General features: G+C 61.7%; 21 protein-coding genes and 1 riboswitch. Of the genes, 14 read left to right on the forward strand and 7 right to left on the reverse strand.

Going from position 1 to position 23801, the window contains the following annotated elements:
* Position 1: 1 nt before the first annotated feature.
* From AC1EJ1_RS05000 to AC1EJ1_RS05010, 3 genes are all read right to left on the reverse strand, one after another.
* The gene (locus tag AC1EJ1_RS05000) at positions 2–994 is read right to left on the reverse strand and encodes a methionine ABC transporter ATP-binding protein (protein ID WP_480295463.1); all 993 of its coding nucleotides are present in this window, start codon (positions 992–994) and stop codon (positions 2–4) included.
* Between the two features lie 4 nt (positions 995–998).
* Positions 999–1089: riboswitch (SAM riboswitch) on the reverse strand.
* Positions 1090–1150: 61 nt separating this feature from the next.
* Positions 1151–1606 (reverse strand): fluoride efflux transporter FluC, encoded by a 456-nt coding sequence (locus AC1EJ1_RS05005; RefSeq protein WP_480295464.1) that lies wholly within the window; start codon positions 1604–1606, stop codon positions 1151–1153.
* Positions 1603–2085 (reverse strand): fluoride efflux transporter FluC, encoded by a 483-nt coding sequence (locus tag AC1EJ1_RS05010; RefSeq protein WP_480295466.1) that lies wholly within the window; start codon positions 2083–2085, stop codon positions 1603–1605. The genes AC1EJ1_RS05005 and AC1EJ1_RS05010 overlap by 4 nt, the downstream gene beginning before the upstream one ends.
* A gap of 74 nt (positions 2086–2159) precedes the next feature.
* Between AC1EJ1_RS05010 and AC1EJ1_RS05015 the strand changes: the two genes are divergently transcribed.
* The 10 genes from AC1EJ1_RS05015 (at position 2160) to AC1EJ1_RS05060 (ending at position 14242) form a co-directional block, all read left to right on the forward strand.
* A complete protein-coding gene (locus tag AC1EJ1_RS05015; RefSeq protein WP_285015241.1) occupies positions 2160–2993 on the forward strand; it encodes a hypothetical protein in 834 nt (277 codons plus the stop codon).
* A 124-nt stretch (positions 2994–3117) separates the two neighbouring features.
* A complete protein-coding gene (locus AC1EJ1_RS05020) occupies positions 3118–3639 on the forward strand; it encodes a GNAT family N-acetyltransferase (protein ID WP_285015245.1) in 522 nt (173 codons plus the stop codon).
* A gap of 464 nt (positions 3640–4103) precedes the next feature.
* Entirely contained in the window at positions 4104–4367 is a 264-nt protein-coding gene (nrdH, locus tag AC1EJ1_RS05025; protein ID WP_058237674.1) for a glutaredoxin-like protein NrdH, read from the forward strand.
* A 169-nt stretch (positions 4368–4536) separates the two neighbouring features.
* A complete protein-coding gene (nrdI, locus tag AC1EJ1_RS05030; RefSeq protein ID WP_058237673.1) occupies positions 4537–4962 on the forward strand; it encodes a class Ib ribonucleoside-diphosphate reductase assembly flavoprotein NrdI in 426 nt (141 codons plus the stop codon).
* On the forward strand, positions 4923–7076 hold the full coding sequence (nrdE, locus tag AC1EJ1_RS05035) for a class 1b ribonucleoside-diphosphate reductase subunit alpha (RefSeq protein ID WP_058237672.1): 2154 nt from the start codon (positions 4923–4925) through the stop codon (positions 7074–7076). Before nrdI ends, nrdE begins: the two co-directional genes overlap by 40 nt.
* Positions 7077–7198: 122 nt before the next feature.
* Entirely contained in the window at positions 7199–7822 is a 624-nt protein-coding gene (locus AC1EJ1_RS05040; RefSeq protein WP_141757426.1) for a hypothetical protein, read from the forward strand.
* Between the two features lie 118 nt (positions 7823–7940).
* Positions 7941–9695, forward strand: coding sequence for an ABC-ATPase domain-containing protein (locus tag AC1EJ1_RS05045; RefSeq protein WP_058237670.1), 1755 nt, complete (start codon positions 7941–7943; stop codon positions 9693–9695).
* 44 nt (positions 9696–9739) lie between these two features.
* Positions 9740–10639: a sulfite exporter TauE/SafE family protein gene (locus tag AC1EJ1_RS05050; protein ID WP_070728023.1), complete on the forward strand. Its 900-nt coding sequence runs from the start codon at positions 9740–9742 to the stop codon at positions 10637–10639.
* Positions 10640–10926: 287 nt separating this feature from the next.
* Entirely contained in the window at positions 10927–13332 is a 2406-nt protein-coding gene (locus tag AC1EJ1_RS05055) for a S9 family peptidase (RefSeq protein ID WP_480295468.1), read from the forward strand.
* Positions 13325–14242, forward strand: coding sequence for a ribonuclease H family protein (locus AC1EJ1_RS05060; protein ID WP_083314564.1), 918 nt, complete (start codon positions 13325–13327; stop codon positions 14240–14242). The genes AC1EJ1_RS05055 and AC1EJ1_RS05060 overlap by 8 nt, the downstream gene beginning before the upstream one ends.
* Before the next feature lie 35 nt (positions 14243–14277).
* Here AC1EJ1_RS05060 and AC1EJ1_RS05065 read toward each other — a convergent pair whose 3' ends face one another.
* Positions 14278–15000 carry a response regulator transcription factor gene (locus AC1EJ1_RS05065; RefSeq protein ID WP_092648075.1) on the reverse strand — a complete coding sequence of 241 codons (723 nt, stop codon included), beginning with the start codon at positions 14998–15000 and terminating at the stop codon, positions 14278–14280.
* On the reverse strand, positions 15000–15950 hold the full coding sequence (locus AC1EJ1_RS05070) for a sensor histidine kinase (protein WP_257590422.1): 951 nt from the start codon (positions 15948–15950) through the stop codon (positions 15000–15002). Before AC1EJ1_RS05070 ends, AC1EJ1_RS05065 begins: the two co-directional genes overlap by 1 nt.
* Before the next feature lie 151 nt (positions 15951–16101).
* Between AC1EJ1_RS05070 and AC1EJ1_RS05075 the strand changes: the two genes are divergently transcribed.
* Genes AC1EJ1_RS05075 through AC1EJ1_RS05090 form a run of 4 tightly spaced genes read left to right on the forward strand, consistent with a single transcriptional unit; the run spans position 16102 to position 21546 of the window.
* Positions 16102–16845: an ABC transporter ATP-binding protein gene (locus AC1EJ1_RS05075; RefSeq protein WP_257590346.1), complete on the forward strand. Its 744-nt coding sequence runs from the start codon at positions 16102–16104 to the stop codon at positions 16843–16845.
* Positions 16842–18239 carry an FtsX-like permease family protein gene (locus AC1EJ1_RS05080; RefSeq protein ID WP_480295470.1) on the forward strand — a complete coding sequence of 466 codons (1398 nt, stop codon included), beginning with the start codon at positions 16842–16844 and terminating at the stop codon, positions 18237–18239. The genes AC1EJ1_RS05075 and AC1EJ1_RS05080 overlap by 4 nt, the downstream gene beginning before the upstream one ends.
* Positions 18240–18269: 30 nt before the next feature.
* Complete coding sequence (locus AC1EJ1_RS05085) at positions 18270–19622, forward strand: alpha/beta fold hydrolase (RefSeq protein ID WP_070728014.1); 1353 nt, start codon at positions 18270–18272, stop codon at positions 19620–19622.
* On the forward strand, positions 19591–21546 hold the full coding sequence (locus tag AC1EJ1_RS05090; protein WP_480295472.1) for an acyltransferase family protein: 1956 nt from the start codon (positions 19591–19593) through the stop codon (positions 21544–21546). The genes AC1EJ1_RS05085 and AC1EJ1_RS05090 overlap by 32 nt, the downstream gene beginning before the upstream one ends.
* A 16-nt stretch (positions 21547–21562) precedes the next feature.
* On the opposite strand, the gene AC1EJ1_RS05095 is transcribed toward AC1EJ1_RS05090, so the two are convergent.
* Both AC1EJ1_RS05095 and AC1EJ1_RS05100 read right to left on the reverse strand, forming a co-directional pair.
* Positions 21563–22648, reverse strand: coding sequence for an AEC family transporter (locus AC1EJ1_RS05095; protein WP_141757425.1), 1086 nt, complete (start codon positions 22646–22648; stop codon positions 21563–21565).
* Between the two features lie 121 nt (positions 22649–22769).
* A complete protein-coding gene (locus AC1EJ1_RS05100) occupies positions 22770–23366 on the reverse strand; it encodes a DUF1349 domain-containing protein (RefSeq protein ID WP_070728005.1) in 597 nt (198 codons plus the stop codon).
* Between the last annotated feature and the right edge of the window lie 435 nt (positions 23367–23801).

A 23801-nucleotide genomic window follows, 5' to 3' on the forward strand; every position in this document is an offset into this window, starting at 1 on the left:
ATCATGCCAGCCTTTCAGTCGCGTAGATACCTTGGTCATGAAGCTGTTGAAGGATCTGCTGAGTGTGGTAGCGCGGCACTGACAGCGCCAGGCGTCCCACCTGCGTTGATCCGATGGACTCGAAAACCCCTGCGGTCACGTCGGCACCCATCGACGCGCTCATGTTGAGCACACTGGCACCGGTGGGCACACCGGGGCGTGAAGTGAAAATCAGGTCCAGCAGCGCGCGGTCTTCCGGGATCACGGCATCGTCCACGTTCGGCAAGGGGACCAGTTCCTGAGCCAACGGCGAGGACGGATCCTTCATGATCTCTTCGATCGTTCCACTCTGGAGGACGCCGCCGTGGTTGAGCAGTGTCACCGAGTCACAGATTTCGCGTACAACCGCCATCTCATGCGTGATGATCACAATCGTCACACCCAGTGAGTCGCGCAGGTCGCGCAGCAGATCGAGGATCTGGCCGGTTGAGTCCTGATCGAGTGCGGAGGTCGGCTCATCGCAAAGCAGCACTGCCGGAGTTCCAGCCAGGCCGCGCGCAATGCCGACGCGTTGGCGCTGGCCACCTGACAGTTGCGAGGGATAGGAGCCGCCGCGTCCCTGCAGCCCCACCATGGTCAGGAGTTCTTCAACGCGCTCGTCGATTTCTTTCTTCGGGCGACGCGCAATCTGCAGCGGGTATGCAATGTTTTCTGCCGCCGTGCGCGCATCGAGCAGGTTGGCTGCCTGAAACACCATGCCGAAGTTCCGGCGAGCCTGACGCAGTTTCGCTCCGCGCAGCTGAGTCATGTCAACGTCGTTGACCACGATTTCACCACTGGTTGGGCGTTCGAGGGCGGTCAGACAGCGGATCAGTGTGGATTTTCCGGCCCCCGACTGACCCACGATTCCGTGAATCGAGCCCGCATCGACGTGCAGCGTCACGTCATCAAGTGCGACAACGTCATTCCCGCCGCGCAAGTGATACACCTTGCGTACGTCGTGAAGGTCAATCATGGTTCCTCCATCGGTCCTGGCGGAAGCACCCTCTCCGTGACCGGGGGTTGCTGCAGCGTCATCGAGCCAGGTCTCTTAGCTGCTCTGGATGGTCGATCACTACTTTAAAGTGTCGGCGCGTTTAGAGCAAACGTCGCGGCCCAGTCGTGACCATATTCACCCGCCTGTGCTCACCGTGGCCAGAGCAAAGATCGCGATCGAAGCAGCGGCTGTCCCCACAATGACAGCCACCACGCATAGCGCCCACACACCGACCAGCAGGCTCGCACCAAGGGCCGTGCGGTGGCTTCGCAGCACTTCACACACGTCAACGACGGCGGTGGAAAACGTCGTGAACGCACCGAGGAACCCCACGCCGATCACCGTCCACCAGTGCGGCCATGTCATCAGGAACGTGAATGCGCCGGCCAGCAGGCATCCGATCACGTTGACCGCCGCGATTCCACATAGTGGACGCAGGAGCTGGGCGCGCGAGCCGGGCACGTGCCGTGTTATTGACGAGGCAGACGTCGGCGCGTTCAGTCGCCGCGTGATTGCTCCCGACAGCAGCCACCGACAGGTGGCCCCACACCCGCCGGCAAGGGCGGTGAGTATCCACATCAGCGCGCTCATGGCCGCGCCTTTTTTCCGAGCCACCAGCCGGCAGCGGCGACACCTACCCCCAGGACAAGCAGGCCGAGGGTAATGGCACTGCCAGCAAGGATTCTGCCCATCGCGCCCGTCGTGGTGTCGAGCGGAGGGCTGTGGACGAATGTGACTGCGCCAAGCATCATGGTCGAATATGTAGTCAGCGCCCCGCATATACCAGTGCCGATCAGAAGGTTGACGCGAGCGCTCAGCCACCGGCCGGCTCCTGCGCAAAAACCAAGGATAAGCGCGCCCGCAAGATTGCACGCAATGGTCGACCACGCCAGCACCAGCGCCGATGAGGCGGGATGTGCCGCCGCAATATGGTCAAGACTTGCGCGGATGAGGGTACCGATCATGCCACCGAGGAACACGCACGCAATGTCAGCCAGGCGTGCGCGCGAAAGTGCAGGCGTGCGCCGCGAATGGGACTGGTCATCAGAGTCGGTGTGCGCGGATTCCACACGGCCAGCCTAACGCCACGCGTGCCATCATGCCGGCGCGGTAGGGTGAAGTAACCGAGGTAAGGAAGCCAACCATGACACGCGTTTTTTCCAGACGCCAGGTTCGCATCTGGTTCGTAGAGGCCGCATCAGGAGCACTGGCATTCACGCTTGTGGCCTGCTCACCGGACACGGGCGGCAGCGGCGAAGACTCTGGAGCCTCCAGCCAGTCATCCGCCCCTGCCGCCGAACGATCAGACGGCGCGCAATCCGGTGCGCAATCTGATGAGACAGATGGGGACTCCCTCGCCAATGAGACTGAATTAACGGAAGAGCAGGTGGACGCTGCAGTTGCCGCACCATTGTCTGACGGTCGCACCCTCAAGAACGTTCCCGAGGGTGAGGGCGGTGACGGCGCTGACACCAAGGCGGACCCGACCGGCGCGGCTGAAAGTGATCTGCCACCCGAGGCGATAGAGCCGACTGCGTGCGCGTCGATCCTGTGGCGGCCTCATACTTTCGGAGCTCTGAGCGCCCAATGGCCCCACCGCAGTCTGTATCTTCCGCAGGAAGGCGACGAGCAGGCAGCCGATATGAAGGGGGTTTTCGTTGCTGTCGCACCGTCGGGTGACGAGGCAGCAGAAGCAGCGACTGCCGTTGAGGATCTGGCGGCGCAGTGCTCGCAGTACACGGTCATGATTGGTGGCGGGGCGCCTACGACGCTGGCGTTGTCCAACTGGGATGATGCGGCGATCTCACAGGGATGGGTGCTGGAAACCAGTACGCAGGCTGAGGCGACGGAGCGTGAGGTGACCGTCGGGGCACGCGTTGCCAACGTGCTCATTTCGGTAGGTCCGCAGCCGGCGGATCGTCTCGATGAGGCGAAAGCGCTTGTCAGTCAGATCGCCGGGCAGTTGACGAACCAGTAACGGAGCCTGATGCGTCAGGCTCGGGTCGCCTCGCGCGCGATGCTGTGGATTCGGCTCGTGCCCCGAGTGTGTAGTCGAGGTGAGTCCGCCCCCAATGAAGCCCGCCCTCAATCAAAGGAGAACTATGACTGACATGACGGCAGATTCGACTCCCCTGATGACCGAACGCCTCAGCCTGCGGCCACCACAGGACGCAGACGTTGACGCTGTCTTTAAGATTCACTCGGACCCGCTGACCTACAGACACCGACCGGAGCTCACGATGAAAGACCGTGACGAGGCCGTGGAACTGACGTCCGCGTGGCAACAGGATTGGCGCCAGCACGGCATCGGTTACTTTGTCGTGTTGACTTACGGAGGTGAAACTATCGGTTTCACTGGCGTGCGGCATGCGGTCGAGGGTGACGAGACGGTCCTGAATCTCTACTACCGCTTCGCGTCACAGGCGCAGGGCAAGGGGTACGCGACCGAAGCTGCCAGTGCCGCACTCGAATGGGCACGCGACCGCCACCCACAGCTCCCGATCGTGGCGATTATCGACCCCGCGAACACAGCCTCGGCTCGACTTGCTGAAAAGCTCGGACTGCGCCTGGTCCCCGGTGCCGGGGAGGCGGGAGATCATGAAGTCTACCGGCTCCAAGGCTGAGCGAAAGGGACTGTCCCGCAATGAGGGGTCTGACAGTAGGGCCCGATGGCGTTTGAACGATGGCCTGGGACACCGCTGCAGCGCCCGAATGCGCCTATATAGAGGTACGACAACCAGTCCGCCACCCTAGATATAGGGGCGACACGCCGAAGAATCGCAACACGCCCACTAGATATATGGATTGCGCACCACGCTGGGATTCCATCTATCCACAGGCCCGCCCGGAGTTTAAGCTGTCAGATACAGGCCCGCCGTTCGCTGTCCACAGCCTGTCCACAGCGCGATGCACACCATCACTCAGACACAACATGTAGTGGTCACTTGCACTTGGCGCCACAAGGTGTAGTGTTAATACATCAACGGAGCCACTACGGCTCGGGGTATCAAGAAGGCGCGCAGGACGCGCACCGAACCTGACGATCCCCACCACCTCACAGAGCGCATAGAAGAAAAAGGAGCATCCCATGACCATCACCGTGTACTCGAAGCCGATGTGCGTGCAGTGTGATGCGACCTACCGTGCGCTCGGCAAGCAGGGCCTGGAATACACCTCGATCGACGTGACGCAGGATCCCGAAGCACTCGAATACATTAAGGGACTGGGCTACCAGCAGGCACCCGTTGTGATCGCCGGCGAGGACCACTGGAGCGGCTACCGCCCCGACCGCATCAAAGCTGCTGCGGCAATGGCTGCCGAGGCTGCACCGCTGCGGGTCGCCCAAGCCTGATCAATGCGTGAAGCCCGGCCACCTCGCAGGTGTCGGGCTTTTCCCATGCACAGGTCAGACGCGGAAGGCACGACCGACGGTTCACACCATCCACGGCGCATGCCTCCCTCGGCCCGCAGGCTCACACACTTAACCGGCTCTCACGTCCATATAAGGAGATTCCTCAGTCATGGTGGAGATCGTCTACTTTTCGTCGGCGACGGGGAACACGCGCCGTTTCGTCGAAAAACTGGGCTATCCGGCGCACCGCATCCCTCTTCACCCGCATGATGAATTCCTGCACGTTCACACCGACTTCATTCTGATCACCCCTACCTACGGCGGGGGAAATATCAAAGGAGCTGTGCCCAAACAGGTCATCAAGTTCCTCAACGATGCCACCAATCGCTCATATTGCCGGGGAGTGATCTCTTCAGGCAACACCAATTTCGGACCGGCGTACTGCTTGGCGGGCGATATCATCTCTGCAAAGCTACACGTTCCCCATATGTATAAGTTCGAGCTTCTCGGCACGTCCGAGGATGTCTCCCGAGTCCGCGAAGGATTGAAGGAATTTTGGTCGAAAATCTCACCGACACCGGCCCAGAAGAGTTGAGCACTGACCTCGACTACCATGCGCTGAATGCCCAGCTCAACCTGTATGACGAGAACGGCAAGATTCAGTTCGAAGCGGACCGTCAGGCGGCTCGCCAGTACTTTCTCCAGCACGTCAACAAGAACACCGTGTTCTTCCACGACCTCGAAGAAAAACTCGAGTACCTGGTGCGCGAAGGCTACTACGAGGGCGACGTGCTCGAGCAGTACGAGCCTCAGGACATCAAGGACCTGTACAAGCAGGCCTACGCCTACAAGTTCCGCTTTCAAACGTTCCTGGGCGCATTCAAGTACTACACGTCGTACACGCTGAAAACATTCGACGGCAAACGGTACCTGGAACGCTTCGAGGATCGCGTTGTCATCGTGGCAATGTACCTGGCGCGCGGCGACATCGAACTGGCACGCAAGCTCATCGACGAGATCATGTCAGGACGTTTCCAGCCGGCCACACCCACCTTCCTCAACGCGGGTAAGCGTGCGCGCGGCGAACTGGTCTCCTGCTTCCTGATCCGCGTCGAAGACAACATGGAGTCCATCGCCCGAGGCGTGAACTCCGCTTTGCAGCTGTCCAAGCGTGGTGGCGGCGTGGCACTGTCACTGACGAACCTGCGCGAAGCGGGCGCACCGATCAAACGCATCGAGCATCAGTCCAGCGGTGTTGTTCCCGTGATGAAACTGCTGGAAGATTCGTTCTCCTATGCGAACCAGCTGGGTGCGCGCCAGGGCGCGGGAGCCGTCTACCTGCACGCCCATCACCCGGACATCATGTCCTTCCTGGACACGAAGCGTGAGAACGCGGACGAGAAGATCCGTATCAAGACGCTCTCCCTGGGTGTCGTCATCCCGGATATTACGTTCGAACTCGCGCGCGCCAACGAGGATATGTACCTGTTCAGCCCCTACGACGTCGAACGCGTCTACGGCAAGCCGTTCAGCGAAATTTCCGTGACCGAGAAGTACCGCGAAATGGTCGATGACGGGCGTATCCACAAGAAGAAGATCAACGCCCGCCGCTTCTTCCAGACGCTGGCTGAAATCCAGTTCGAATCCGGCTACCCGTACATCGTCTTCGAAGACACCGTCAACCGCGCCAACCCGATCAAGGGCCGCATCACGATGTCGAACCTGTGCTCGGAAATCCTGCAGGTCTCCGAAGCCTCCGAGTTCAACGAAGACCTGACGTATTCGCACGTGGGCAAGGATATTTCGTGTAACCTCGGATCCCTGAACATTGCCAAGACGATGGATTCGCCCAACTTCTCGCAAACCATCGAGACGGCGGTTCGTGGCCTGACAGCAGTGTCCGACCTGTCCAATATCCAGTCCGTCCCCTCCATTGCGCGCGGCAACGCCATGAGCCACGCGATCGGTCTGGGACAGATGAACCTGCACGGATACCTCGCGCGCGAACGCGTGCACTACGGCTCCGAAGAAGCACTCGACTTCACGAACATGTACTTTCTGGCCGTGGCGTTTGAGGCGATCAAGGCGTCGTGCATGATTGCGCGCGAACGCGGTGAAAAGTTCGTCGGCTTTGAAGATTCCGACTACGCCAGTGGCACGTACTTCGACAAGTACATCAACGGCACGTGGGAGCCGACAACGGATAAGTGCCGTGAACTGCTCGCCAAATCCTCGATCCACATTCCGACCCAGGAAGACTGGAAGGCACTGGCAGCGGACGTGGCGAAGTACGGCATGTACAACCAGAACCTGCAGGCCGTTCCTCCCACCGGGTCGATCAGCTACATCAACAACGCGACCTCGTCGATCCACCCGATCGTCTCCAAGATCGAGATCCGCAAGGAAGGCAAGATCGGCCGCGTGTACTACCCGGCGCCCTACATGACCAACGACAACGTTGAGTACTACGAGGATGCCTACGAAATCGGCCCTGAAAAGATCATTGACACCTACGCGGTTGCCACGCAGCACGTTGACCAGGGACTGTCGCTGACACTGTTCTACCCGAACACCGTGACCTCACGTGACGTCAACAAGTCCTACATTCGTGCGTGGCGCAAGGGCATCAAGACCATGTACTACATGCGGATCCGTCAACAGGCTCTGGAAGGCACCGAAGTCGAAGGCTGCGTTTCCTGCATGTTGTAGGCATGCGCCAGGCTTTCAGTTCCTCGGCTCTTTGAGGCATCTGCGGTCGCCCTCGTCGATTTTTCACCTTCGACGAGGGCGACCCATGTTTTACAATGATCGTGAGCCTAAGGAGATTTGCCGTGCCGATGTATCAATACGCCACCGATGACAATGACTCGAAACGTTTCGCACCTGATGCTGAGACCGATGAGGCCTCATCCGCTTCACAGTCCCACGCCTCCGATACATCAACTACCCGTCAGACCAACGCCGGCCCATACGAGTCAGCCGGCAGTTCCGGGTCCGGAGACTCAGCAGGATCCGCAACGGCTTCACCGTCATCGTGGCAAAGTTCGGCTCCCCGCTACGGCGCACCGGACACGCATCCGCGATCGGGAGGCACGCCCCAGGGCCAGTACTCACCGTGGACGCCTCAGCAGCAAACTGACGGCCCGCAGGGACCTTACTGGAATGAGCATTCCTCCCAGCAGGTCTACACGGAAATTGAGTCGAATGGGCTGGTGGCGCTGATCCTTTCCATCGTCTCGTTCTTCACGCTGGGCATACTGCTGTCGGTGCCGATGTGGATCTGGAGCCAGTCGATGATCAACAAGGGACGCAGGGCAGGTCTGCCGGTTCAGGCGATGTCACGTGCCCGCATTGCGCGCGGTATCTCAATTGCGGTCACCGTCATCTACATCCTGCTCGGTATCGTCTGCGTGGTGCTGGCCATAGTCGTCGCGATGACGGATCCACAGGTTTAGGCATCGACGAGGGGTCCCATGCGCGGCTGACTTGAGACTGCCGCCAAAGCAGCCGATGGTGACAAACCCGGCGCAGCTGACGTTCGTGTCCGGACGCGTGAAGCCGTAGGCTGGGATCATGACTCCTCGACCCCATACTCCTATCCGACGTCGTTCCGGCACCGATCGAGACCTGATTGAACTGCTGCGCCGCCTGGACGGAAAAAGCTACGGCTCCTACAAGTCAGCAACCGGAGACTGGGATTACGGCGACTTTTCCATCGCCATTGACCGCGTCCAGTCCGACCCGTACGCACCGCCATCGGCTGTGCGCGTGATTGCCTCACCACAGACAATGGGGATCCCCGACGACTGCCTGTCCACTCACACCCAACGCGTCGCCAGCGCCGACTTCCTGCTGCGCTCTTTTAGCCACGCGATCCGAAAAATGTCCGGCCAAGGATCCGGAGGGGCCGGTCATGGCTCCCCTGTCCAGGTCGCACGCACCGGGCAGGAAATCCTGGAGCGCTCAGCCTGCACCGTGATGCCTGACCGGGTTGAGCTGCGATTCCAGGTCCACATGCCGGCACGTGGGCGCACCATTCAGGGTCTGACAGCCGCCCGGATCTTTGACCAGGACGTGCCAGACATCGTGGTGGAAACCTTCGACTTTGTCTCTGACCAGGCCGACCGGCACCTCGACGAACTGCATCAACACGTTCACACCTACGAGGATTACCAGGCTCTTCAGCAGGCCCTGGTCGACAACAACTGGGTCACATTCGTGGCTGATGATGCGATTCTGGCGCGCAGGTCCGGCGTTTCCGACCTGCCGATGGAGGACGCCGTTCCATTCAGCTCACCGGAATCACTGCGCCGCACAGTGACCTTGCCTCACGCCGGCGAGGTGTCCGGCATGGCGCTCGAGCCGGGCGTGACCGTCATTGTGGGCGGTGGCTATCACGGTAAATCCACCCTGCTCGCCGCGATTCAACGCTCGGTATACGCCCATGTTCCTGCAGATGGCAGGCAATTGGTGGCGACGACGCCCTCGGCAATGAAAGTGCGTGCAGCTGATGGGCGCCCGGTGACGGGCGTAGATGTCTCCGCCTTCATCGCGCATCTGCCGGGCGGTGCGGATACCAGCGACTTTTCCACGCAGAATGCCTCCGGTTCAACCTCCCAGGCCGCAGCCATCGTGGAGGCGGTCGAATTGGGCAGTCCACTGCTCATGCTGGATGAGGACACGTCAGCGACGAACCTGTTGATCCGTGATGCGCGCATGCGTCGCCTTGTTGCGGCCGAACGTGAACCGATCACGCCGCTGGTGGACCGCGTGCGCGCCCTTTTTGATCAGCGCCACGTCTCCACGCTGATGGTCATGGGTGGGTCAGGTGACTACCTCGACATCGCGGACTGCGTGCTGATGATGGACACCTATCAGTGCCGGGATGTCACCGACCAGGCTCGTGCGGTGGTGGCGGAGATGCCGCGCGAACGCACAGATGAGGAGGACTTTCCGGTGGGCAGGCCGCGTGTGCTCATGCGGGATCGAGGCAATTCGGGTCGCGGCAAGCCGAAGACCAAGTCGGCGGGCCTCGATACGATCACACTGGACCGACACACCGTGGACGTGTCCGACGTGGAGCAGATTGTGGATGCGGGCCAGACTGAAGCGATCGCGTGGGCGTTGCGCACCGTGCTGGATGACCTCGCAGACGGTGAGCACTCCATCGATCAGGAGCTGGAGCGCCTCGACGAGATGATCGGTGAGCAAAGCCTGGACGTGTTGACGAAGGATCGAGGCAGGCCGTGGCCGGCGTTCCTGGTGCGGCCGCGTCCCATTGACATCGGTGCTGCCGTCAACCGGTATCGCGCTCTGACCATGCGCTGAGCTGGGCGGGTGGTCAGGTCAGCAGTCAGGGCAGGTCAGGTCTTGTGGGTATTGCAGCGCTTCTCGCCATCACCGTCGCAGGGGTGGTGGCCGGTGCGATCAACACGATCATCGGGTCAGGGTCACTAGTCACCTACCCGGTGATGGTGCTGCTCGGCGTCCCCCCGATCAGCGCCAATGTGGCGAACACGGTCGGTTTGGCACCCGGCGCAGTGGCCGGCGCCTATTCCTACCGCACATTCATGCACGAGGGAGACTCCGCCGCTGCTGTTTCTGCGCCGTCAGCATTTACTCTGTCGCGCGGCCGCATCAGTGGCCTGTCGCTGTGCGCCACTGGCGGGGCGCTCATTGGTGCCGGCCTGCTGCTGCGCGTATCTGCCAGCACGTTTACCCTCATCGTGCCGTTCCTTATTGCCCTGGCGACTGTCCTGGTTGCGTGCCAGCCGCGCCTTGCCCGGATGGTGAGCGCACATGATGACGGCTCGGGGGCGCTGCCCGTGTCCTCTGCGCGACTGGGTGTACTGGCTCTGTTGGTGGTGTGCGGCGCAGTGTATGGCGGGTTCTTTTCCGCTGCTCAGGGGATCATTTTCCTGGCGATTCTGGGAGTTTTCCTGCCCGGCAGCATCCATACGCACAACGCTCTGAAGAATCTGCTGCAAGCGATCGTCAACGTTGTCGCAGCGTTGTTCTTCATTGTCGTCGCCATCGCAGTGGCTGCGGGGGCGCAGGATCCGACGCTATCGGTCACTTCACCCCTGTCCGGCACTCTCGATACTCGCACGTGGATCGCTGCTGCCTGCGTGGCGGTCGGATCGCTCATTGGTTCTCCGCTGGGAGCGTGGATCGGTGTGAGGATTCCGGCGCGAGTGCTGCGAATCAGCGTGGTGATCTTCGGCGCGTGCATGGCCGTTCTTATGGCAGTGCGCGCGTGCACAATCCCCTAAAAAGTCGCAGTTTTTTGCACAATCCCCTAGCTAAACAACGGACGGGACCACCCTCGACAATCCGAACACCCCGCGACCTGCAGCTTTCAAAACGGGGCGGAAATGCGGCGCGTTAGATCTAGGGGATTGTGCATCCTGAAGGGTCAGATTTAGGGGATTGTGCACCTTGGGGGCTTAAATCTAGGGCATCGTGCACGCGGATGACACGAGGCTCGGCCCGAGGCAGCACCTCCAGCCCTGGCGCCCGCATCGAACCGGCGCGCTGTCAAGCGTCTACACTGACAGCCATGCACCACTCTTCCGCGCCATCTGACAACAAACAGCACCACGACGCAGGCATCCAGCCGCCGCGAGCGCAGTCCCGGCCATTGGATCCGCCGCGAGCACAGTCCCGGCCATTGGATCCGCCGCGTTCCTTCCACGGTGATTCCTTCGCAGATCCCTTCCAGTGGTTGCGTTGCGCGGACGACCCTGCAGTCATCGACCTAGTGGAAAAGGAAAACGCGTGGGCCGATCACGTCACGGCTCCGCTGCGCGCGCTGAGCGACACGCTGGTCAGCGAGTTCAAGGCGCACACCGTTGAAACCGATGTCACCGTACCGATCCGCATCGGCCAGTACTGGTATTTCGATCGCACCGAAGAAGGCTCACAGTATGTGTCTCATCAGCGCGTGCCGGTCACCCTCGTCAATGACGAATCGCCAGCGCACGTCGACGCCGCCCCACTTGCTCCGCCCACGATCCACGCCGACCGTCCCGCTCCGGGTGAGGAAACCGTCATTGATGAGAATGCTCTGGCTGCGGGCGAAGAGTTCTTTTCTGTGGGCGAGTGGGCGCCCAGCCCGGACGGTACACGCGTGGCGTGGCTCAAGGACACAAGCGGAGATGAGCGCTACACGCTGGTGGTCACGGATATTGCCTCCGGGCGCACGGTCGATGAGCAGGTCACGAACGTTGGGTACGGCGTGGCATGGTCAGCTGATTCAGCGTCGGTGCTGTACACGCGGGTCGACGATGCCTGGCGCGCATGCCAGGTGTGGCTGCACGTCGTAGGTGAGGATCCAGCGCACGACCGCCGCCTTCTTGACGAGCCGGATGAGCGTTTCGAAGTCTACTTTGAGCAGGCACGTGACCCGAACTGGGTGGTGATCACGTCGGCTTCGACGTCCACCAGCGAGGTATGGCTGTGGCCGACCCTCCAGCCGCACCACATGCCGGTCAGCGTCACAGGCCGCAGGCCGGGCGTCCTGGTCAGCGCAGAACCGGCCGGCGATCACCTCCTGTTGATCCACACCGCCGACAGTCGCGAAGGCAGCCTCGCCATCGCACCGCTTCCGCAGGTCAGGGACGAGGGAGGCGCTGCCGAATCGGTGGATTATTCGACGTGGCACACGCTGATCGAGGGTGACAGCCAAGGACCGCGCCTGCTGGATGTGGAGGCGTATGAGTCGATGTGCGTGATCTCGATGCGTCGCGATGGCCAGACCTGGCTGGAGTACATGACGCGCACCGCTCCCACCACGCCCGAAACTGCCGCTGCGAGTGCGCGTCAACATCGTCCCGACTACGCGCAAATCTGGTCCGAGCCCCGCGCGGTTCTGCCCGGCGCTCACGATAACGGTGCGGTCCTCACGATGAACACTGTGGGTCAACTCGACTGGCACGACCGGCTGATCCTGGTTGAATGTCAGTCGATCACGCAGCCGCCTCGCACGGTCTCCGTTGATCCTCGTGACGGATCCGCACACGTCCTGCGTGAAAAAGCAGTGCCCGGGTGGGATGCCGAGCAGCGCGCCGGCTATGTGGAAGAGCGCGTGTGGGTCACGGCTCGTGATGGCCACACCCGTATCCCGGTCACACTGGTGCACCGCCGCGACGCTGCGTGCGATGGACGTGCAGCAGGCTGGCTGTACGGCTACGGCTCGTATGAGATTTCCAACGACCCGGAGTTTTCCGTGCTGCGCCTGCCGGCCATTCAGCGAGGCGTCGTGTTCGCCCTCGCTCATATTCGTGGCGGCGGTGAGATGGGGCGCTGGTGGTACGAGGATGGCCGGCGCGAGGTGAAAACCCATACGTTCACCGATTTCATCGACGTGGGGCGCTTCCTTGTCGACGCCGGGTGGGTAGCGCCACACCGCCTGATCGCGGAGGGACGTTCGGCTGGCGGCCTGCTCATGGGTGCGGTGACGAATATGGCACCTGACCTGTTCCGGGTGATCTTGGCCGGCGTGCCGTTCGTTGACGCACTGACCTCGATCCTTGATCCCTCGTTGCCGCTGACTGTCGGTGAATGGGAAGAGTGGGGCAATCCGATTGAAGATCGCGAAATCTACACCGTTATGAAGTCGTATTCGCCGTATGAAAATGTTGCCGACGGCGTGGAGTATCCCGCGATTATGGCCTCCACCAGCATTAACGACACGCGCGTGCTCTTCGGTGAGCCGCTGAAGTGGGTGCAGCGCCTGCGCCAGGCCACTGCGGGCAATACGACAGCGGCGGGCCGTGCATCTGAGCTGGGCAGTGCAGCCGTCACAACCACATTTGCCGGTCAGAGCGACCCGACTGAGCGCCCGATCATCATGCGCACCCAGATGGTTGCCGGACACCGCGGCCCGTCCGGACGTTACGGGCATTGGGCCTCCCGCGCCGAAGAGTTCGCTTTCGCCCTCAGTCAGGTGGGAATCAATGAGTGAATCGTCAGATCCGATCCGCGCTGCCGTCGACGGCTCATCGCTTGGAAATCCAGGACCTGCCGGATGGGCGTGGGTCGTGGACCGTGACCACTGGGATGCCGGTGGCTGGCCGTCAGGAACGAACAACCTGGGCGAGCTGACCGCCGTGTTGGAGCTCCTGCGCGCAACCGACACGGATGAGCTGCGCGGCAGACGCCTGGAAATCCTGGCTGATTCACAGTACGCCATTAACGTCATCACCAAGTGGGCACCGTCGTGGAAGAAGAAGGGGTGGCAGAAAGCCGACAAGAAGCCGATCGCGAACCTCGAGGTCATTCAGGAGATTGACCGGCTCATCGCCTCACGCGATGCACACTTCGCGTGGGTGCGCGGCCACGCCGGACATGACCTCAACGAGCTGGCTGACACTCACGCGCGCGGCGCGGCAGAAGCGTACCGCGATGGTCGAGCCCCCGAGCCGGGCCCAGGTTTCGCATCCGTATCCGGCTCAGGTTTTGAGTCCTCACCAGGTTCTGGTTGTGCATCCCCGATTGACGAGGGTGACCCGCCCACCGTTGACTCCGCAGCGACGATACGGCGTCGGCAAAAGAGTCTGATCCGCGCGTGGGCCAGCCTCAACGTCAAGGAGCTTGGCACGTATGAGGCGGGAGGTGCCCGCATTATTGACCATGAGGGACACGATCGCTTAGAGCTGCGTGATGTGCCGATTCGTCCAGGCGAGTCGTGCCGGGTCAGTCGCATCGAGATCTGTGAGAGCGGCGCGAACATGTGGATCGCTACCTTTACGATTTCAGGCAGCGATGCGACGTGGCCAGGCACAATCCGCATCACTCACGTGTGGGCAGGATCCAGTGCTGACACGGCGCGCGTCATCTGGCAGCAGTTCACGCCCGTGGTCGACGCCGGCTAAGCCAGGCCGGCACGAGCGCGACGGTACGCCGGCAATCAGCGCTGCGCGTGCTGCTCAGTCAGGTAGGCCAGCACCGCGCGCACCCGACGGTTCTCCTCACCCGGCTCCATGCCGAGTTTGAGGAAGATGTTCGCCACGTGTTTCGACACGGTTGCCGCCGATACGACCAGTTCATCGGCCAGTTCCGCATTCGACAATCCGCGCGCCATGAGCGCGAGAATCTCCATTTCGCGCTCAGTCAGCGTGGACAGCTTCGACGGCTCGTGCCGCATCAGCTCCGCCGCCACCTCCGGGTCGATCACCACGCCGCCAGCAGCGACAATGTCGAGCGATCGGATGAAGTCAGCCACCCTCGCGACACGGTCTTTGAGCAGGTAGCCAAGACCTCCGGGGGCATCCTCATCCGCATTGCCGGCCGAAGGTGACCCCGCAAACCTGACATCCGAAGCCGGATGGTGGGCGGACTGCGGGTTGAACAGTTCGCGCGCGTAGGCCGGTGCCACATACTGTGACAGCACCACTATTCCCAAACCAGGGTGCTGTCTGCGGATCTCAACTGCTGCACGCAGGCCGTCATCACTCATTCCCGGCGGCATGCGCACATCGGTGATCACCAGGTCCGCGTCGACCTGTCCAACTGCGTCAATCAGCTCCGGCGCTGTGGCGACGTGAACGATGACCTCATGGCCGCGTCGCTCCAGCAGGCCGATAATGCCTTCACGGAAAAGCGTGGAGTCATCTGCCACGATGAGTTTCATCATGCCTCCTTATTGGTGAGGGGTGAGCCGGCTCGTGATGTGACGCTGAATTCGCCGCGCATCAACATGAGCGGAATTCGCCCCGAAATAATGGTCGGGCCACCCTCGGGACTGGACACATCCAGGGAACCGCCGAAAGAGGCCAGCCGTTCACGCATGCCAGCCAGTCCGCCGTCGGCGCGCACGCTTGCTCCTCCAGGACCGTCATCTGTCACTGTGATCTGCAGATTCTCACCGGCGATGACCAGCACGGTGACATGCGCGTGAGGCGCATACTTCGCGGCGTTCGTCAGGCATTCAGCCACCATGAAGTATCCGGCAGCAATCACGCCCTGAGGAATGTCGGGAAGCGGGATGGGTACCTTGACGTCGGCGTCCAGCGGACTGGCGTCCGCCAGGTCTCGCACCGCTGCCTCAAGCCCCAGATCTGACAGCACTTTAGGGTGGATGCCGGCAACTGTGCGACGCAAGGCGGACAGAGCTTTTCCCGTGCGCTGGGCTGCTGATTCGAGGCGTTCGCTGACGCTGCGCATACTCGCGGGATCCACGCTGTCGCCCACTGACAGGTCATCGAGCATCAAAGCCGCTTCCCCGATATCCATTGATGCTGCAACGATGAACTGCTGCGCTCCGTCATGCAGGTCGCGTTCAATGCGGCGGCGCTCAATTTCGAAGGCATTGGCGATGTCTCGGTGCGCGTGCACCACCTCGTCAAAAGCGTCGGGCGCTGCAGGAGCAGTCGAGCGGCGCCACCACGCCCCACCGTCGTGGTCCCTGACCATTGTCCACACGTTGAACAGGCAGGCCGCAAATACGGCGAGTGCGCACACGACCGCCACACCCAGACCAATCCCGGGATTGCTGAGAAACATCATGGCAAACAGGCATGCAGTCAGAGCGCTGAGACATGCGCCTGCTCCGCATAGGAACGCTTTCCATTCATCTCGCATCTGCACACGAACATCCTATAAGCGCCACACGCAGCCCGGAGGGTGACGGCGCGCTCCAGTACTGGTCGGTTCAGACAGTAGACCTGGCTCTACCATGAAATATCGCCCCTGCTCACTGTTGAATCAGCACGCAAAAGGATGTACTGGTGACATGGCACAAAGAATGAATTCCGCGTCCGCAACACCTCAGGTGCTCAGCGGCCACGCGTTGACGAAGAATTTCGGTACCGTACCGGCTCTACGAGGCGTTGACATCGAATTCCCGCCCGGGCAGTCAGTGGCGATCATGGGTCCGTCAGGGTCCGGCAAGTCCACACTGCTGCACTGCCTGGCTGGGATTCTGCCACCCACATCGGGAGCCGCGTTCCTGGGGCAGGACAACATTTCAGCACTGTCCGACGCGCGCCGCTCCAAACTGCGCCTGGCCCGATTCGGCTTCGTGTTCCAGGATGGCCAGCTCATCCCCGAACTTCCCGCACGTGAAAACGTGGCCGTGCCGCTGATGCTGACGGGGCAAAGCCGCAAAGCGTCCCTCGCTCAGGCCGATATGTGGCTGGAGCGGCTCGGCCTGGGTACCGAGAAGTCGCGCCGTCCCGGTGAAATGTCAGGCGGGCAGATGCAGCGCGTCGCCATCGCACGCGCCTTGGCAGGCTCTCCCAGCGTGGTTTTTGCCGACGAGCCGACCGGCGCGCTCGACCAGTCCACCGGCCACGAGGTGATGCAGATTCTGACCACAACAACGCAGATGAGTGGCGCAACGCTCATCATCGTCACGCACGATTCACACGTTGCCGACTGGTGTCAACGACTCGTTGAAATCCGTGACGGCGTTGTGCACGCAGATTCGGGTGTGCGCGAGGTTCCTGCTCAGGCCCCCGGTGGTGGTCTGCGATGAAGACCCTGCACTTGGCTCCGATGCTCACCGTCGGCAGGCTGCGCTCCCGTGCCGGAGACGCGTGGCTGGACGTCCTAGCCGTCGCATCATTTGCACTGTCCACCGCGATGACGCTGACTGTGGCAGGCGGCGTGTGGATGTTCTACACATGGGCAAATGATCCTTCCGAGCGCCTCCTGAAAGCGTTCGCACGCCTCGACTTGCATCCATCGGCAACAGAAGCGTATCTCGTGTTCGCCCTGTTCGCAGTCGTCTTACTTGCCTTCCCCGTGTTCTCTCTCGGGTCCTCAGCGGCACGCCTGGGAGCACAGGGCAGATCCGAACGCCTCGCCTCACTGCGTCTGGTTGGAGCAACAAGTGGGCAGGTCATCCTGATCGCACTGGTGGAAACGGTTATCCAGTGGGTAATCGGCGCAGCCATTGGCGTCATACTGTACGTGGTGACACTGCCGTTGTGGTCGTACGCTCATTTCCTCACTGTCGCCATCGACCCTGCCGAGATGCTCGTGCCTGCATGGATGCTGGCGATTGTGCTGGCCGTCCTGCTCACTATCGCAGTCATCTCAACACTGGTCGGCCTGCAGAAAGTGCGGATCTCACCGCTGGGAGTCGCCAAGCGGCATACACCGAAGGCACTGCGGATGTGGCGCCTGTTCGTCCTGGCAGGAGCAATCGTTCTGTTCTGCACCTTCGCTATCTTCCCGACCGCCGACTTCAATAATCAGGGAATGCTCGTTGTTATTGCGCTGTTATCTGTCACCATCATCGCGATCGCAATCGCAGCTCCGTTCATCATTCAGCTGCTGGCTGCACCATTCACGCTGAGTCACTTCCCCTCGGTGGTCCTGGCGGCCCGCCGCATCATGGATGACCCGCGCGCTGTGTGGCGCGCAGTCGGAGCGCTGTCCATTCTGTGCTTCATCGGCGGGTTCACCTCCGTCATGGACTTCGCTACGGTGTCCACCACAAAGCAGGAAATATCGCCAGAGGTAATCCTCTTCACGCACGACGTCCCGCTGGGCGTGACGATCACGCTGGGAATCGGCTTCGCCGTGTCAGCCCTGTCCACCCTGATGAACCAGGCGTCAGGGGTCTTCGATCGACTCACACAAACTCAGGCCCTGGACCGCATGGGATTCCCTCGTCACCTGTTCACCCTTGTTCGACTGTTCCAGAGTTTCGTACCCCTGGTTGTGACATCCATCCTGTTCGCCGCTTTGGGTCGTGGCCTGTCGCTGGCGTCAACCGGAGGACGCAGCGCCGCCACGGACGACACGCTGGTCCGCCTGCTCATGATTGGCGGCATCGGACTGGGAATGAGTCTGGTGGCGTTGCTGATCTGCACACCGCTGGAGCGTCACGTCCTGGCTGCTCTGGGGCGCGCCAACGACTGAGGCTCGCCACCCGTAGCTACACTGTGGTGCATGCGCATCGGAAGCTACATTCACCATTCATGCACCGTTCACGACCACACATTCACCGTCCCGCTGGACCACAATGCGCCCGATGCGTATGGCCACGGGACGGTGGATATTTACGCTCGCGAGATTATCCCCCCCGATGGAGACAACCTGCCATACCTGGTGTTCATGCAGGGTGGCCCCGGAGGTGAAGGCCCCCGTCCAGGCGATTTTCGCGACGGATTCATCGGCCGCGTGCTCAAGGACTACCGCGTCGTTCTGCTGGACCAGCGCGGGACGGGCAGATCCCACCGGCTCGACAAGCTCACGCTGAGTTCCCTCGGCAATCAATCCGTCACTGACGAGGGTGACCACGCTCCCACTGCTCAGGAAATTGCTGACTACCTGATGCTGTTCCGACAGGATCAGATTGTGCGCGATGCGGAAGTTGTGCGCCGTGAGCTGGCTGGCGATGAGCCGTGGACGACGCTCGGTCAGAGTTTTGGCGGCTTCATCAACACGTGCTACCTGTCGATTGCACCCGAAGGGCTGCGCGCCGTCTTCAACACCGGCGGTCTGCCCGGTCTGACGGACATTGATTCGATTTACCGGCTGACCTACGAGCGTACCGCAGCACGCAACCGCGCGTACTATGAGCGTTACCCTGACGATGAGCCGATGATTCGCCGCATCGCCGCGCATGTGCGTGACCACGAGGAATGTCTGCCAACCGGTGAGCGCCTCTCCACGGAGCGTTTCCGCATGATCGGCATATGTCTGGGTGGGCAACTGCGTTTCGACACGCTGCACTACATGCTGGAAGCCCCCTTCGTCACGGTTAACGGGGTCTCACGCCTGTCGCGTCACTTCCTACAACAAGTGGCAGACGAGGTCGCTCAGACCACTCCTATGTATGCGGTGCTGCAGGAAACGATTTACGCTGCGACCACCCCTGCCCTGGCGGGCACTGCAACCCGCTGGTCAGCGGATCGGCTTTCGCGTGAGATCGCGGGGTTTGATCCAGATGCTGACCCGTTGGATACGTCCGAGCCGTACTACCTGACCGGGGAGCACATGATGCGCTCGATTTTCGATGAGGATCCGGAGCTGACCGGACTGGGCGAGGCTGCCGACATCCTGGCCAACCGCACCGACTGGCCAGCGGTGTACGACCCGGAGGTGCTGGCTGAGAACTCGGTACCTGTCGCGTCGGCCGTCTACTTCGATGACATGTTTGTGCCGCGTGAGTTGTCACTGGAAACTGCGAGCGCCATTCGCGGATCGCGCGTGTGGGTGACAAACGAGTACCAGCATGACGGTTTGCGTGTCTCAGGAGGCGCCGTGCTTGACCATCTCTTTGCCCTACAGCGCGACTGACGTGGCAGATTCACAGCACACAGCATCCACCCGGCGGCGCGTTCCCGGCCTTGACGGGCTGCGCGCGCTGGCAGTCGCAGTGGTGCTGATCTACCACCTGATGCGCTCGTGGATGCCGGGCGGCATGGTAGGCGTGGATGTGTTCCTGGTGATTTCGGGATTCCTCATCACGTCCCTGCTGATCCATGAGTTCCGCACGGCCGGTCACATTGATCTCAAGGGCTTTTGGGTGCGGCGGGTGCGCCGCCTGGTTCCTGCCGTCGCAGTCATGGTGGTGGTGGCCACCGCTGCAGCCGCCATAGTCGGCGGGGATGCGCTGCTGGCTATCCGACGCCAATTCGTCGGCGCGTTGACGTATACCTATAACTGGGTGGAGATTGCTGCCGGATCCAGCTACTTCGACCGCAATCAGCCGCTGCTGCTCACCCACATGTGGTCCCTGGCCATCGAGCAGCAGTTCTACCTGATCTGGCCGCTCATCGTGATCGCCCTTCTGTGGCTGGCGCGCCGCGTTTTCACCCATTCAGAGCGCTGGATCTGGATCGTCGCTGCATGTCTGATGGCGGCATCAGCTCTGTGGGCACTGGCATTGGCAGCGGGAGGTGCTGACCCCTCGCGCATCTACATGGGAACCGATTCGCGTGCCTTCGGCCTGATGGCAGGCAGCGCGCTGGCGTTGGCCTGCGGCGATCCGCTCAGCATCGATGAACCCGCCCCGATCAGTGCGCGCACTGCGACGGCTCGCGCCTCGCTGGGCTACGTGGGCGCCGTCATCATCGTGGTGGTCGCCATCATGTTGCCCATGAACAACAGTCCGCTCGTCCTGGAAATCGTTCTGATCCTTGCAACGCTCGGCGCGGTCGGAGTGATCCAGGCGATGATGCCGGCAGTACTGAGCGGTTCCGTATCGGGACGTTTCCTGTGCCGCATCCTTGATGCACCCTTCATGCGCTGGATTGGTGAACGCTCCTATGGCATCTACCTGTGGCACTGGCCGCTGTGGGTTCTGGGCTACTACCTCGTCGATGGCGACATGCCGCGCCCGATGGCGCTCGCTCTGGCAGCGCTCAGCGTCGTGATCGCAGAGGCCTCCTATCGGTGGATCGAAACGCCGCTGCGCAAGGGCGGCATCGTTGCCACAGTGCGCTTGTGGATCACGAGCCTGCAGGAGCGTGGCCGCATCATCGTGTTCATAGTCTCGATGCTGATCATCGGGGTGCTCGTGACTGCAGTGGCGCGCCAGCCTGCCATGTCCAGCGCCGAGCAGGCCATTCGCTCCGGCCAGGCCGCCATTTCCGGCTCGCAGTCCGCTGCCGGCGATACCACCCCCGCGTCCGGCCAGAAGGCCGAGGGCGACCCGTCTGCTGCCCAGTCCGCTGCCGCAGGTGCCGTATCCGGAGCGGGACACGACCATTCAGATCAGCCCGCCACACCGATTCCCGGCAATCAGATCACGGTGATCGGGGATTCGGTGACGCTGGCGGCTGCGCCTGCTTTAACTGAGGAGCGTCCGGGTATTGCGATCAATGCCGAAGTGTCGCGTTCGATCTATCAGGTTTCATCCGTCCTCACGCAGGTTGATGCTGAATATGGTGCCCGCCGCTACGTCGTTGTCGCTCTGGCCACTAACGGTGATGTTCCACCCGAGCAGCTCGATGAGGTGCTCAAGCAGCTCGGGCCGGATCGTCGCCTCGTGCTGGTCACCGGGTTTGGCCCGGACGATGACACGTGGATTCGTCCCGCCGCTGACACGATCCGTTCATGGGCGGCAGCGCATAAGGACCGGGTTCGCGTGGCCGACTGGGCCGCCGCGATTGCAGAGCACACCGACCTTCTGGCCTCCGACAACGTTCACCCCGACGAAGAGGGCGCAAAGGTGTGGACGCGGACTGTGCTGGACGCCCTCGACACTGTGCCGAGGTAAGGGCAGGAAGCGCCTACTACAGGGCGCTCACCAGCAAGAACACCAGCGGGAATGTCACGGGAAAGACGGTCAGCGTCATAACGATCGTGGAGGTTGCTCCCTGAGGGTCACCATCCAGGCCGAGCGCAAGGTTGAGCACCGCTGACGCCGAGGGAATGCTCGCCAGGACGATCGCCGTCAGCGCCCACACCGAATGAATATCAATGCCACACGCTGCGATCACGCCCACCACCAGCAGCGGCAACACCACCGTCTTCGTCAGGGCCGCAGCGAGGACCACTGACAATGGGACAAAACGCTGACGCAGGGCCCGCAGGGCCTCAGGGACAGCCAGACCAATCGCGAACAAGGCACAGGGCACCGTGGCTCCGGCAATCAGTGACGTCGTGTGCGTGATTGCCTCCGGGAGGCGGATATGCAGGGCATTGACGCCAAGTGCCAGGGCAAAGGCAATTGTGGGAGGCATGGTGACGGCCTGGATGAGGACTTGGAGCGCTCGCGGCCAGTGGCGGGGGCGGGCAGTATGCGTGGCGTGATCACGGTCGACGTGTTCCTCGTGCGCGGACTGTCCCAGCAGGAGCTGACGCATGATGGGATAGCCCGACAGGAAAACAACGTTGTGGAGCAGTTGAATGACGCCGCCCGCAAGGCCGGCCTGTGGTCCGATCAGGGCCAGTGCGATAGGCACACCCATGTATCCGACGTTGCCGAAGGTCGCGCCCAAAACAATGGGGGACGGGTTGAACGCTCCGCTTGTGCGGGCACGGTCACGGGCGGAGAGATCAGCGTCCGTTTCCTGTCCTTCACGACGTTCCTGACACAGCCGACGCCGCTTAGAGACTGCTCGGAGAGCGAAGCCGAGCAGGAAGTAGAGGAGCACTGCGATGACGGGGCCTGAGAGTGCTTCCACGACCGGGGTAGCTGACGTGTCCAGTGGCGCATTGAGCACGACGGTGAACATGTAGCACGGCAGGGTGACATAGAAGACGAAGTCGTTGATCGGGTTCAGGGCACCGACAAAGTGACGGTTGCGTGCGAAAAGTGTTCCCAGCACTCCCACCGTGATCATGGGTGTGATCGTTGTCAGTACTGTCCCTAGCACCGTTTCCTCATCGTGACATCCAGCGTGCAGCCGGCGTTTTCACGGACCCATGCGGCCCGTGCTCTTTAACAATAGGAGTCAGTCCGAGGATGCGCACAATTGGTCCACCGCACCACCCTCGTCAGTGCAAACTGGCGTCTGCAGGGCCGAGCGTCCATGACGAGAAGGCGATGGACAGTCCGCCCCTGGACGGCGAGCACACGAACGGACCTGCCTCCACCACCGAGCCATCGTCAGGCAGACACGGCAGTACTCGCACCAACCTGAGGCCCTCGCCCACCACGCCGGCACGCAGGATGATCGAATCGTCGTGGCGGCTCACGCGGATCACCACATCTTTGTTGAGCCATTCGTGGACCGGCGACACTGACCAGTCGGACACGCCGCGCGTGACGACCGCGCCGAGCTGCAGCACTCCGTCGGAAAACTCAAGGCCCGCTTTGACCCAGTTTTTTGCACCGGCGCGCACGAAAATGCCAGCCTGGTCGAATTGCTCGGAGAACGCCGCATTGAGCGTCACCTCCATTGCTGTACCGTGGAGAAGTTCCCTGACCAGGGCATTCGCAGTGTTCACACTGAAGCCGTAGTAGGTACGCTCCCACGCATCGGATTTCTCGGTGGCGGTTACCACCAGTTTTCCCGCATCGTCAATGTGGTGATCGGCAGGGTCGTGAAGCCAACGGCCCTCGCTCCAGGCAACGGTCGTGTGAGTGGTCATCTCGCGCTCCTTACGCTCCAGGCAGACTCATCCGGTCATAGAGATACGTGGGGCAGGGCGTCCCAGTCATCAGCATCGACGAGGGCGACGCTGTCCCCTGCTGGTTCCACTGTCTCATATCGGGTCCTCCTGAGGTGAGTAAGTGGAGCACTGCGTGGAAGGAGCGTTCGTCCGGCCTGGCTGCAAATGCACATGCCGCCACGTAGGATTGACAGCACTGGATATATGGGAGGCTTCTGATGACTTGCGATTGCCACGATCACGACTGCTCAACCAGCACGGATGTTGGCGGGAGCTCTGCGTTTGGCCGCATTGAGCAGGCGCTGAGTGATCCGCGCAAACTCGGTTATGTCGCGTTGATGTCAGGCGGCACGCTCGCGTGGTATGCCATGCCGGACTTCGTACGCTCACGACCTGTTCGCGGCGTGTTGAAGG

This window comes from Pauljensenia sp. C0170B4 (assembly GCF_056590235.1).

What these genes read in the sequence shown, in the direction of transcription:
- AC1EJ1_RS05000 (WP_480295463.1), bottom strand. Translation starts at nt 994, where the DNA reads ATGATTGACCTTCACGACGTACGCAAGGTGTATCACTTGCGCGGCGGG.
- AC1EJ1_RS05005 (WP_480295464.1), bottom strand. Translation starts at nt 1,606, where the DNA reads ATGAGCGCGCTGATGTGGATACTCACCGCCCTTGCCGGCGGGTGTGGG.
- AC1EJ1_RS05015 (WP_285015241.1), top strand. Translation starts at nt 2,160, where the DNA reads ATGACACGCGTTTTTTCCAGACGCCAGGTTCGCATCTGGTTCGTAGAG.
- AC1EJ1_RS05020 (WP_285015245.1), top strand. Translation starts at nt 3,118, where the DNA reads ATGACTGACATGACGGCAGATTCGACTCCCCTGATGACCGAACGCCTC.
- nrdH (WP_058237674.1), top strand. Translation starts at nt 4,104, where the DNA reads ATGACCATCACCGTGTACTCGAAGCCGATGTGCGTGCAGTGTGATGCG.
- nrdI (WP_058237673.1), top strand. Translation starts at nt 4,537, where the DNA reads ATGGTGGAGATCGTCTACTTTTCGTCGGCGACGGGGAACACGCGCCGT.
- AC1EJ1_RS05045 (WP_058237670.1), top strand. Translation starts at nt 7,941, where the DNA reads ATGACTCCTCGACCCCATACTCCTATCCGACGTCGTTCCGGCACCGAT.
- AC1EJ1_RS05055 (WP_480295468.1), top strand. Translation starts at nt 10,927, where the DNA reads ATGCACCACTCTTCCGCGCCATCTGACAACAAACAGCACCACGACGCA.
- AC1EJ1_RS05060 (WP_083314564.1), top strand. Translation starts at nt 13,325, where the DNA reads ATGAGTGAATCGTCAGATCCGATCCGCGCTGCCGTCGACGGCTCATCG.
- AC1EJ1_RS05065 (WP_092648075.1), bottom strand. Translation starts at nt 15,000, where the DNA reads ATGAAACTCATCGTGGCAGATGACTCCACGCTTTTCCGTGAAGGCATT.
- AC1EJ1_RS05070 (WP_257590422.1), bottom strand. Translation starts at nt 15,950, where the DNA reads ATGCGAGATGAATGGAAAGCGTTCCTATGCGGAGCAGGCGCATGTCTC.
- AC1EJ1_RS05075 (WP_257590346.1), top strand. Translation starts at nt 16,102, where the DNA reads ATGGCACAAAGAATGAATTCCGCGTCCGCAACACCTCAGGTGCTCAGC.
- AC1EJ1_RS05080 (WP_480295470.1), top strand. Translation starts at nt 16,842, where the DNA reads ATGAAGACCCTGCACTTGGCTCCGATGCTCACCGTCGGCAGGCTGCGC.
- AC1EJ1_RS05085 (WP_070728014.1), top strand. Translation starts at nt 18,270, where the DNA reads ATGCGCATCGGAAGCTACATTCACCATTCATGCACCGTTCACGACCAC.
- AC1EJ1_RS05100 (WP_070728005.1), bottom strand. Translation starts at nt 23,366, where the DNA reads ATGACCACTCACACGACCGTTGCCTGGAGCGAGGGCCGTTGGCTTCAC.